This window comes from Paraburkholderia sp. SIMBA_027 (assembly GCF_046535315.1).
Taxonomy (GTDB): Bacteria; Pseudomonadota; Gammaproteobacteria; order Burkholderiales; family Burkholderiaceae; genus Paraburkholderia; species Paraburkholderia tropica.
The window spans coordinates 1-245 of sequence record NZ_JAWRWY010001360.1; the positions used below are offsets into that span (position 1 = coordinate 1).

1 protein-coding gene is annotated in these 245 nt (G+C 31.8%); it reads right to left on the reverse strand.

Going from position 1 to position 245, the window contains the following annotated elements; translation table 11 throughout:
- Positions 1 to 99: 99 nt before the first annotated feature.
- Positions 100 to 243, reverse strand: a complete 144-nt coding sequence (locus tag SB764_RS43615; protein ID WP_410867255.1) for a lantibiotic dehydratase C-terminal domain-containing protein — start codon at positions 241 to 243, stop codon at positions 100 to 102.
- Between the last annotated feature and the right edge of the window lie 2 nt (positions 244 to 245).

Here is a 245-nt window from a genome sequence, read left to right on the forward strand (position 1 = left end):
CAAATAATCCGATTACCAGGAGTATAAAATTTATCAAAATTAAATTGGGAAATTTTTTCTAAAAAAGGACTTATCTTTGGGTTTGATGTATCCATATATTTATCTTGTCTGACTTAAAATTCTACTATAATATTTTGTGGCAAAGGAATACGTCATAAGCTCCAACGCGCGCTGTTCTGAGGGAAACCATCTATTGATACTCATATGAATATAGCTCGATAGCTTTTCTTTACAAAGCTTCAGCT